Origin of the sequence: Clostridium sp. 7_2_43FAA, assembly GCF_000158375.2 — a bacterium.
Lineage (GTDB): Bacteria > Bacillota > Clostridia > Clostridiales > Clostridiaceae > Clostridium > Clostridium tertium.
Genome location: NZ_JH815222.1, coordinates 1,196,073 through 1,206,770, shown reverse-complemented (window position 1 = coordinate 1,206,770; position 10,698 = coordinate 1,196,073). Strand labels below are relative to the sequence as shown.

Below are 10,698 nucleotides of genomic sequence, written 5' to 3'. Positions count from 1 at the left end.
TATTTTATTGATTATTTTCATTATTATTAGCATTATTGCTACTATTATTAGCTTCTGGATTTTGTGGCTTTTCAGAGTTCTTTGCTTTAATTTTTACAGTTTCACCTTTTTTTATTTCTTTAGTAAAACTTTCAACAATATCTCCAACCCCATCAATTTCATATGATAAGTCGTGTGAAAGAAGTATAGCTATTGCTTCATCTACTTTCATTCCTGACTTAAGTCCCAATCCAGCAATATTTATAACTTCATTCTCAGCTTTTTTCTCTTCATACTTTCCTACTGTTAAAGTAATTGGTGTTCCTTCTTGAACTTTAGTAATAGGCAAACTTTGTTCTAATACTATTCCATCTTGTTTTTTATCTTTAATAGTCTCTTCCTTAACAGTAATATCAAGCCCCTTTAATAACTCTTTGGCTTCATTTAATGATTTGCCTTTTACATCTTTTACATCTACAAGTTTTACTTCTTGCCCTTTACTTACTGTAATTTCTATTTTAGTCTTTTTACCAATTTTAGTTCCTGCTACTGGATTTTGTTTTATAAAATACCCTTTTTCGACCTTATCATTATACTCTTCAATAATAGTATAATTAGTAAGTCCTTGATTCTTTAAAATTTGTTCTATATTTGTTACTTCATAATCTCTAAAATCAGGCATATCAACTTGTTCTTCTCCAGATGAAACTACAACTTTTATTGCCGAATCTTTTTTTACTTTTGTTCCTGCTTTTGGATCAGTTTCTAATATAGTATTTTCAGGTTTCTCACTATTTTGTGTAGATTTAATTTCTATTTTTAAGCCTAATTTTTCAACTTCTTCTTTAACTTCATCTATAGTCTTTCCAACAATATTTGGAACTTCAACTTCCTTGCTAGATTTATTTCCTCCAGCTAAGAAGAAACCTACAGAACCTAAAATTATAACACCAATTATAACACCAATTGTAACTATAGCTTTTTTAACTCCGTTTTTGCTTTTCTTCTTCTTAGGTAGCTCATCCTCATCTTCATCATAATCATCATCAAAATCTTCGTCTTCATCATAATCATCTTCTTCATCATAATCATCTTCTAATTTAGAACTATGATTTGTTTTTTGATTTTGAGTATTAATTGGTGTCATAATTATAGTATGATCACTATTATCAATAACTGAAGCTCCAATAACTACGTCTGGATTTTCTTGTATTTTTTGTAAATCTTGAATAATTTCTTTTGCATTTTGATATCTCTTTATTGGCTCTTTCTCAACCGCCTTAAGTATTAATTTATTTAAACTATCTGGAATTGCAGAATTTATATTTTTAGGTGGAATAGGTTCTTCTTGTAAATGCTTTAATGCAACTGTAACTGGTGAATCACCTTCAAAAGGTAATTTTCCTGTTACCATTTCATATAAAACTATTCCAAAAGAATAAATATCTGATCTAAAATCAATATAAGTTCCTTTTGCCTGTTCCGGTGAAAGATAATGTGCTGATCCAATAATACTTGTAGTATTAGTAATAGTTTGAGAATCTGTAGATTTTGCTATACCAAAATCAGTAACCTTTACTTCTCCAGATTCTGTAACTAATATATTTTGTGGTTTTATATCTCTATGAATAATATTGTTTCTATGTGCACAATCTAAAGCTTTAGCTATTTGAAGTGCTATCTTTATAGCTGTATTATAACTAAGTTTTCCACTATAATAAATTAATTCTTTTAAAGTTTTTCCACTTATATACTCCATTACTATATAATCTATATCCTCTTGTGTACCTACATCTAAAACATTAACTATATTAGTATCAGATAAATTTGCAATGGCAGTTGCTTCTCTTTTGAATTTCTGAGAAATTTCTTTATTGTCTGCAAATTGCTTTTTTAATATTTTTACTGCAACAAATCTATTAAGCTTATTACATTTAGCTTTATAAACTTCAGACATTCCTCCTTCCCCTACTTTTTCAAGAAGCTCATATCTACCACCTAGTATAATTCCATTCATATTACACCTCTCCTCCAAATAACATTACAGTTATATTGTCTCTTCCACCATTAATTTTAGCTTTATCAACAAGCTTTTCACAAATATTCTGTAAGTATTTTTCTTCTATTTCAAATGATAAAACCTCTTCTATGTCTATCTCATTACTTAATCCATCACTACACATAAGAAAAAATTCAAATTTACCTTTTTCTATATCAAATACATCTATATCTACCATTTCTTCTGTTCCAATTGCTCTAGTTATCACATTTTTTTGAGGATGATTTATAGCTTGTTCTTTAGAAATGCTACCACAATCTAATAATTCTTGAACCAAAGAATGATCCTTTGTTATTTTAGTAACTTTATTAAACTTAATTCCATAACAAGAACTATCTCCAACATTAGCTACTTGAATTATATCTTTAGTTATTAAACATGCAACTAAAGTAGTTCCCATACCATTATAAGTTTCATTACAATGTGCTAAGTTAAACACTTTTAAATTTGCATGTTTAATAGCCTTTCTTAATATTTCTGTATTATTAATATCTTTAAAGTTATCTCTTATGTATTTTATTAAAGATTTTGAAGCTGTTTTGCTAGCAATCTCCCCAGCATTATGTCCACCCATTCCATCTGCCACTACATAAATTTTAAAATCTTCATTCTCATAAAATTCTGTATAATCCTCATTTAAGTTTCTTAAGTTACCTACATCACTTTTTATACCAATCATTAACACCCACTCCCTCTAATTCTGAGACTTTAAGAAATTTCTCCTTAATTGGCCGCAAGCTGCATTTATGTCATTACCCATTTCTCTTCTTACCGTAACTTCAATCCCATTTTCATTTACTATCTTTTCAAATTCTTCTATAGTCTTTTTTGAAGGTCTTTTTAGAGTATTTTCTTTTATTTCATTAACAGGTATAAGATTAACATGACACTGTCTTCCTTTTAATAGTTTTGAAAGAGATTTCGCATCTTCTTTACCATCATTTATACCGGATACTAAGGAATATTCAAAAGTTATACGTCTACCTGTTTTCTCAAAGTAGTAATCACAAGCCTCTAGTATTTCCTTTATTGAATATTTATTGGCAATCGGCATTATTTCTCTTCTTTTTTCATCACTAAATGCATGTAATGATATAGCTAGTGTTATGCTATATCCTTTATCCGCTAGTTCATAAATCTTAGGCACTAACCCACAAGTAGATAACGTTATATGTCTTTGCCCTATATTTAAACCATAATCTGCATTTACTAAATCCAAAAATTTAGTAACATTTTCATAGTTATCTAATGGCTCTCCACTCCCCATTAGTACTATATTAGATATTCTTTCTCCTATTACCTTTTGTGCTATAATAACTTCTGATAAAATCTCTCCAGATGTTAAATTTCTTACTCTTCCCTCTAAAGTTGATGCACAGAACTTACATCCCATTCTACATCCAATTTGTGTAGAAATACATATTGAGTTACCATGTTTATACTTCATTATTACACTTTCAATGATGTTACCATCATCGAAAGCTAATAATAATTTTTGTGTACCATCTAATGTTGACTCATACTTTTCTACAACTTCTGGGATTCCTATATAAAAATTTCCTTTAAGTTTCTCTACTAAACTCTTAGGTAAATTTTTCATATCATCAAAATTCCAAATATTCTTGTATATCCAAGAAAAAACTTGTTTTGCTCTAAAAGCACTTTCTCCATTTTCCTTCATCCATAAGGAAATTTCATCTAAACTGTAATTTAAAATATTATTCATTATATCACCTATTTTATCTTCTTTATTTTGCCTATAAAGAAACCATCCATAGAATCATTTGGTAATATAGTCAAACTTCCATCTCCATTGTATATAAAGTTATTGTTGTTTCCTATATATATTTTTTCTATTTCTGCATCATTATGTTTTGATAAGAACCATTTTAAGTTTTCTTCATTTTCTTCTTTATTTAATGTGCATGTAGAATAAACAAGAGTTCCACCTGGTTTTAAATATTGCCATGCATTTTCCATTATTTCTCTTTGTATTGGAACTAAATCTTTTAATTGTTGTCTTGTTTTATTCCATTTTATTTCTGGTTTCTTTCTTATTATACCAAGTCCTGAACAAGGTACGTCTATTAATACTTTATCCCCATAGCTTATATAATCACTATTTAATTTAGTTGCATCCATAGCCTTACATACTATATTATTTAATCCTAATCTTTTTGCATTTTCTTCTATAAGAGAAAGCTTATTTTCATGTAAATCAAAAGCTAAAACTTCCCCACTATTTGCTAGTAATTCAGCAATGTGAGTTGTTTTACCACCTGGAGCAGCACAAAGATCTAGTACTTTATCTCCTTCTTTTAAATCTAATAAAGGCGCTACAAGCATTGCACTTTCATCTTGAACTGTGATAAGACCTTCTTTAAATAATTGGTTATCCTCAATGCCTTTTCCACCTTTAATAGCTATCGCTTCTGGACAAGCATATCCATCTTCAATATTATATCCAATTTCCTCAAGTTTTTCATAAACTTCATCATACTCTGCTTTAAATTCATTTACTCTTACAGTAACTTTTGGTGTTTCATTTAATCCAGCCATTAATTTCATAGTTCTTTCTTCACCATATTGTTTTATAAACAATCTTATCATCCAAGGTTGGAAAGAAAATTTATAAGCAAGCTCATCTATTCTATTTCCTGGAACTACAATTTCCTTTTCATCTTTAATATAATTTCTTAAAATACCATTTACAAGCTTTGATGCTTCTAAAGAAACTTCTTTTGCTTCTTCTACTGCTTCATTACAAGCTGCATATTCAGGTATTTTATCTAAAAAGTACATTTGATAAATAGCTACTCTTAATATATTTAATACAGTTGTATCAATTAAATTAATATCTTTAACGAAGTTTCCTATTAATACATCTAAAGTTCTCTTTCTTCTTAAAGTCCCATAAACAATTTCTGTTATAAGGCCCTTATCTTTATCTTCAATATCTATGTTGTTAAGTTCATTTGAAAGAACTAAGTTTGAATATGCCCCTTCCTCTAGAACTCTTTGTATTATTTGTCTTGCAAGTTTTCTACTCTTCATCCTTCTACCTCTTAATTATCATTATATCTATTATTTATAGCTATTAGTCTTATCAACTGAGAAATAGCCATAAGAGTTGCTGCCACATATGTCATTGCAGCTGCATCTAAAACTTTTTGTGCTCCTTTTAATTCATCTCCGTATAGGAATGTTCTTGTTTTCAATATATTTAGTGCTCTTGTTGATGCATTAAATTCTACTGGAAGAGTTACTAATTGATAAATAACTGCTCCTCCAAAGAATATTATACCAACTTTAGCAAATAGGGGATTACCTAAGAATATCCCTATCATAAATAAATATATTGATAATGTGCTCCCTACATTAACAACTGGTGCTATTCTAGTTCTTAAAACTAAAGGTGCATAGTGAGTTTGATGCTGAATTGCATGCCCGCATTCATGGGCAGCTATCCCAGCTGCTGCTACAGTTGCTCCGTCATATACTTCGGGTGAAAGCCTTATTACTCTTGATGATGGATCATAATGATCTCCAAGATGCTTTCCATATCTTTCAACTCTTACATCAAAAAGTCCTGCTCCATCTAATATGCTTCTTGCAACTTCGCTTCCGGTAACACCACTTAAAGTTCTAACAGTTTTATACTTTTTATAAGCATTATCTATTTTAAACTGTGCCCAAAAAGCTATTATCATAGCTGGTATTAAAATTAAATATGTTGGGTCAAATAAAAATCCTGGGTAAAACATAAACCCATCTCCTTTTATATAGTTTAATTAATTATTATGGTTCTTAAATAACTTTTTTATTTATCTCTAGTTCATTACCATTTATATATTGTTCTATAGTTAAAGGCTTCCCATTTGGAAATTGAATCTTTTTAATTAATAATACTCCTGAACCTGTTGAAACTTTCATACCTTCTTTTGATACATTTATTATAGTACCAGGTTCTTTATTACTATTTTCGCATAATACTTCACTCTCATATATTTTCATTGATTTATCATCATAAGTAGTATGCGCAATAGGCCATGGATTAAGCCCTCTAATTAAATTATGAATATCCTTAGCAGAATTATTCCAATTTATTCTTCCAAGTTCTTTATTTAACATTTTAGCATAAAAAGTTTCTTCACTTTGCTTTTCTGGAATAATACTTCCATTATACAGTCCATCTATAGTATTAATTAGAAGTTCTGCACCCCTATCCATTAATACATCATGTAATTCTCCAGCAGTCATATTATCAGTTATTTCAACTTCATCCTTAAGAAGCATATCTCCAGTATCTAGCCCTACATCCATTAACATCGTAGTATTTCCAGATTTCTTTTCACCTTTTATTACAGCCCAATTTAAAGGTGCTGCTCCCCTATACATTGGTAATAATGATGCATGTAGGTTTATGCATCCATACTTTGGAATGTCTAGTACTTCTTTAGTTAATATTTGACCAAAAGCTACTACAATTATAAAATCTGGCTTTAACTCTTTGAGATATTCTAAAGCTTCCGTATCTTCTTTTAACTTAACAGGTTGAAAAACCTTTATATTATTTTCTAAAGCTACGTCCTTAACTGGAGAGTAGGCCATTTTCTTTCCTCTTCCCTTTGGTTTATCTGGTTGAGTAAATACACTTTCAACTCCATAAGTTTCTATTATCTTTTTTAATGATGGTACTGCAAATTCTGGAGTTCCCATAAATACTATTTTCATGTTAATCCTCCTTTGCTACTTTAAATAATCTATAAATAGAGTTCCATTTAAGTGATCATTTTCATGAAGTATAGCTCTCGCTAAAAGTTCTGTTGCTTCTAAAACAAACTCTTCTCCTTTTTCATTTAAAGCTTTTACCTTTACATAATTTGGACGTTCAACATCTGCAACTTCTCCAGGCACACTTAAACATCCTTCTTCACCTAATTGACTTCCTGAAACTTCTAAAATTTCTGGATTTATAAATACTCTTAAACCATAATCATCATAAATATCTATAACAAATATTCTTTGAAGTATTCCAACTTGTGGTGCTGCTAAACCAACTCCATCAGCTTCATACATAGTGTCTGCCATATCTTCTATTAATTTAAGTGTTCTTGGTGTTATTTCAGTAACAACCTTACATTTCTTTCTTAATGCTTCATCGCCATTTTGTCTTATATTTCTAATTGCCATTTCTTTACCTCCTAAGTCAAATTATTGGGATTAATATCAATAGTTACTTTTACTTCATTATATACATTCTTATTTAATTGATAAAGTTTATCTTTTATTTTTTTACAAAAATCTTGAGATAAATCACCTTTAAATAATATTTGCCATCTATAATTGTCTTTTATTTTAGAAATTACACATGGAACTGGTCCTAGCATTTCTATATTTGAATATTCATCTTTAATTTTTTCCATCTCACCTTTAATTGATTTCATAAAGTTTTTAAGTGAGTTTTCATTTTTAGAAGAAGCATTCACTAATAGTATTCTACCAAAAGGAGGATAATACATCAAACCCCTTGTAGTAAATTCTTCATCATAAAACCCTTCATAATTATAGTTTTTTGCATAAATTAGACTATAATGCTCTGGATTATATGTTTGAACAATTACTTTTCCTTCTTTACTTCCTCTACCTGCCCTTCCCGCAACTTGAGTTACTATTTGAAAAGTTCTTTCTGAAGATCTATAATCTGGTATATTTATAGACATATCAGCAGCAAGTATTCCTACTAATGTTACATTTTCAAAATCTAGACCTTTTGATATCATTTGAGTTCCAATGAGAATATCTCCTTCTCCATTTTTAAATGCTTTGTATATTTCTTCATGAGAATTTTTATTTCTTGTAGTATCTACATCCATTCTTAAAACTCTAGCATCACTAAAATACTTTCTAACTTCTTCTTCAACACGTTCTGTACCTGCACCAAAATGTTTTACATACTTACTTTTACATTTGGGACAAATCTTTTGTTGCTTTTGAGCATAGCCGCAATAATGACATACTAAATATCCATTTTTATGGAATGTCATTGATATGTCACACTTAGGACATTTAAAAACATATCCACAGCTTCTACAGGATACAAAGGTAGAAAATCCTCTTCTATTTAAAAACAAAATAATTTGCTCTTTTTTATTTAATGCTTCTTTAATTTCAGTAAAAAGTTTTCTGCTAAACATAGAGACATTACCACTATTTAATTCTTCCCTCATATCTACTATATCCATTATAGGCATTGGCTTATTATCTATTCTATTATTCAATTCTACTAACTCTATTTCTCCAGTTATAGCCCTATAATATGTCTCTATAGAAGGTGTTGCTGATCCTAATATAACTTTACAATCCTTTATTTCACTTAAAAATTCAGCAACTTCTCTTGTTGCATATTTAGGATTTTGCTCTGATTTATAGGTACCTTCATGTTCTTCATCTATTATAATTATACCTAGCTTAGGAGCTGGTAAAAACAATGCGCTTCTTGCTCCTATTATAAGTTTAGCTTTTCCTTCTTTTACTCTAAACCATTCATCATAGCGCTCTCCATCAGATAATTTACTATGGAAAACTGCAACTTCTCTTCCAAATCTCCCTTTAAATCTTTCTATCATTTGTGGTGTTAAAGAAATTTCAGGAACTAAAACTATTGCACATTTTCCTTCTGCGATAGTATCACTTACAAGCTTCATATACACTTCTGTTTTCCCTGATCCAGTAACCCCTTTCAGCAAAAACATATTCTTATCAGATTTCTCAATCTTTTCTAAAGCTTTAATTTGATCCATTGTAAGCTTTCTTTCTTTATAATCAATATACTCCTTATCATTATATCTATATACTATTTCTTCATCTACTTTTAAATATTCCTCTTTAATTAGCTTATTTATTTTATATAATGAAAGTGAATGTAAATTTACAAGCTCATTTTTATTAAATTTCCCATTATGTTCTCTTATAAAGTTTAATATATCTCCATATTTCACTTCAACTTCTTTATCATAAGGCTTATCTCCAAGTGCTATTACCATCTTATATTTATTCTTAGCACCCTTTAAGACACCTTGTGGAATAAGCAGTCTTATTGCATCTATATATTTGCATAAATAATTTTCTCTTATAAAATAAATAAGTTTTAAGTCATCATGATTTAAAAGTGGTTCTATTGAACCTATTGCTTTTATCTTCTTAATTCTAATCCCTGTTATTTCTTCTTCTTTTATAGATAATATAAATCCATCTATAATGGAATTCTTCATCCCAAAAGGTACCTTTACCCATTGGCCTACCTTTATATCACCTTTGAGCTCTTCAGGTATTTCATAAGTAAAGGGTTTATCTATATCTAAAGCATCACTATTTATAATAATTTGTGCATATATTTTCAAATTCATCACCCTTTTATTAGGTTCTATTTCCCCTTATACAAGAAGAAAGCGCATTTTAGCGCTTTCTTAATATAGTTTCAAATATTTTAGATGCAACTTCTTTTTTACTCATCTTATCTAAATATATTTCTTCTCCATCTTTTGAAATGATAATAACTTTATTATCTTCACTTCCAAATCCGGTGTCAGCACTTGTAATATCATTAGCTACTATATAATCTAAATTCTTATTTTCTAGTTTCCTTTTTGCATTTTCTAATACATTATTACTTTCTGCAGCAAATCCAACAAGAATTTGATTACTTTTCTTTTCGCCTAAGATTTTTAAGATATCATTATCTCTTACAAAGGTTAAGACCAAATCTCCCTCACCTTTTTTTATCTTTTCATTACTATAATTTTTTGCTTTATAATCTGCAACTGCTGCAGATTTAATAACTATGTCACTTTTTTCAAAATTATCTAAAATTGCATTTTTCATTTCTTCATTTGTTGTTATATTTATTACATTTATTCCATTAGGAGGATTAATATTAGTAGGTCCTGATACTAATGTAACATTAGCACCTCTACGTTTAGCTTCTTCTGCTATATAATAACCCATCTTTCCTGTAGACCTATTTGTAATAAATCTTACTGGATCTATTTTAGAATGAGTTGGCCCTGCACTAACTAAAACATTTTTACCTCTTAAATCATTAGTAAATTCTTTTTCATTTAATGCTTCCAATACTTTTTCTACAATTGTGTTTACATCTGCAAGCTTCCCTTTACCTAAGTCACCACAAGCAAGTCTTCCTGAAGCTGGTTCAATAAACTCATACCCATATTTCTTTAATTTTTCAATATTATCTTGAACTATTGGATTTTCATACATATTAGTATTCATAGCTGGAGCAAAAATAACCTTTGCTCTTGTCGCCATAATAGTCGTAGATAACATATCATCAGATATTCCATTTGCAACTTTTCCAATTATATTTGCAGTAGCTGGTGCTACTAAAAAAACATCTGCTCTTTTTGCTAGTGATATATGCTGTATTTCAAAAGCCTTAGGTTCTGCAAACATATCAGTTACAACCATATTTTGACTTAATGATTGAAATGATAAAGGAGTTACAAATTTAGTTGCAGATTCAGTCATAATAACTCTTACATCAATGTCTTTCTTTTTTAAAGCACTTATGATGTCCAAAGCTTTATAAACTGCAATTCCTCCACTTACTCCTATACATACACACTTTTTTTCATTCATAA

9 protein-coding genes are annotated in these 10,698 nt (G+C 29.2%); all 9 read right to left on the bottom strand.

The window, feature by feature from the left end:
- Nucleotides 1-4: 4 nt before the first annotated feature.
- Genes pknB through coaBC form a run of 9 tightly spaced genes read right to left on the bottom strand, consistent with a single transcriptional unit; the run spans nucleotide 5 to nucleotide 10,696 of the window.
- Complete coding sequence (gene pknB / locus CSBG_RS07280; RefSeq protein WP_008678329.1) at nucleotides 5-1,996, bottom strand: Stk1 family PASTA domain-containing Ser/Thr kinase; 1,992 nt, start codon at nucleotides 1,994-1,996, stop codon at nucleotides 5-7.
- 1 nt (nucleotide 1,997) lies between these two features.
- Complete coding sequence (locus tag CSBG_RS07275) at nucleotides 1,998-2,717, bottom strand: Stp1/IreP family PP2C-type Ser/Thr phosphatase (RefSeq protein WP_008678328.1); 720 nt, start codon at nucleotides 2,715-2,717, stop codon at nucleotides 1,998-2,000.
- Nucleotides 2,718-2,732: 15 nt separating this feature from the next.
- Nucleotides 2,733-3,764, bottom strand: a complete 1,032-nt coding sequence (gene rlmN / locus CSBG_RS07270; protein ID WP_008678327.1) for a 23S rRNA (adenine(2503)-C(2))-methyltransferase RlmN — start codon at nucleotides 3,762-3,764, stop codon at nucleotides 2,733-2,735.
- A gap of 8 nt (nucleotides 3,765-3,772) precedes the next feature.
- Nucleotides 3,773-5,092, bottom strand: a complete 1,320-nt coding sequence (rsmB, locus tag CSBG_RS07265) for a 16S rRNA (cytosine(967)-C(5))-methyltransferase RsmB (RefSeq protein ID WP_008678326.1) — start codon at nucleotides 5,090-5,092, stop codon at nucleotides 3,773-3,775.
- A gap of 11 nt (nucleotides 5,093-5,103) precedes the next feature.
- A complete protein-coding gene (locus CSBG_RS07260) occupies nucleotides 5,104-5,802 on the bottom strand; it encodes a zinc metallopeptidase (protein WP_008678325.1) in 699 nt (232 codons plus the stop codon).
- Between the two features lie 43 nt (nucleotides 5,803-5,845).
- Complete coding sequence (gene fmt / locus CSBG_RS07255) at nucleotides 5,846-6,772, bottom strand: methionyl-tRNA formyltransferase (protein ID WP_008678324.1); 927 nt, start codon at nucleotides 6,770-6,772, stop codon at nucleotides 5,846-5,848.
- Between the two features lie 15 nt (nucleotides 6,773-6,787).
- The gene (gene def, locus CSBG_RS07250) at nucleotides 6,788-7,231 is read right to left on the bottom strand and encodes a peptide deformylase (RefSeq protein WP_008678323.1); all 444 of its coding nucleotides are present in this window, start codon (nucleotides 7,229-7,231) and stop codon (nucleotides 6,788-6,790) included.
- A gap of 11 nt (nucleotides 7,232-7,242) precedes the next feature.
- On the bottom strand, nucleotides 7,243-9,447 hold the full coding sequence (priA, locus tag CSBG_RS07245; RefSeq protein ID WP_235840802.1) for a primosomal protein N': 2,205 nt from the start codon (nucleotides 9,445-9,447) through the stop codon (nucleotides 7,243-7,245).
- Nucleotides 9,448-9,496: 49 nt separating this feature from the next.
- On the bottom strand, nucleotides 9,497-10,696 hold the full coding sequence (gene coaBC, locus CSBG_RS07240; protein WP_008678321.1) for a bifunctional phosphopantothenoylcysteine decarboxylase/phosphopantothenate--cysteine ligase CoaBC: 1,200 nt from the start codon (nucleotides 10,694-10,696) through the stop codon (nucleotides 9,497-9,499).
- Nucleotides 10,697-10,698 lie beyond the last annotated feature (2 nt).

Bases quoted from the DNA above. Each gene is read 5' to 3' on its own strand.
- CSBG_RS07275 (WP_008678328.1), bottom strand. From the start codon at position 2,717: ATGATTGGTATAAAAAGTGATGTAGGTAACTTAAGAAACTTAAATGAG.
- priA (WP_235840802.1), bottom strand. From the start codon at position 9,447: ATGAATTTGAAAATATATGCACAAATTATTATAAATAGTGATGCTTTA.
- CSBG_RS07260 (WP_008678325.1), bottom strand. From the start codon at position 5,802: ATGTTTTACCCAGGATTTTTATTTGACCCAACATATTTAATTTTAATA.
- def (WP_008678323.1), bottom strand. From the start codon at position 7,231: ATGGCAATTAGAAATATAAGACAAAATGGCGATGAAGCATTAAGAAAG.
- rsmB (WP_008678326.1), bottom strand. From the start codon at position 5,092: ATGAAGAGTAGAAAACTTGCAAGACAAATAATACAAAGAGTTCTAGAG.
- coaBC (WP_008678321.1), bottom strand. From the start codon at position 10,696: ATGAATGAAAAAAAGTGTGTATGTATAGGAGTAAGTGGAGGAATTGCA.
- fmt (WP_008678324.1), bottom strand. From the start codon at position 6,772: ATGAAAATAGTATTTATGGGAACTCCAGAATTTGCAGTACCATCATTA.
- rlmN (WP_008678327.1), bottom strand. From the start codon at position 3,764: ATGAATAATATTTTAAATTACAGTTTAGATGAAATTTCCTTATGGATG.
- pknB (WP_008678329.1), bottom strand. From the start codon at position 1,996: ATGAATGGAATTATACTAGGTGGTAGATATGAGCTTCTTGAAAAAGTA.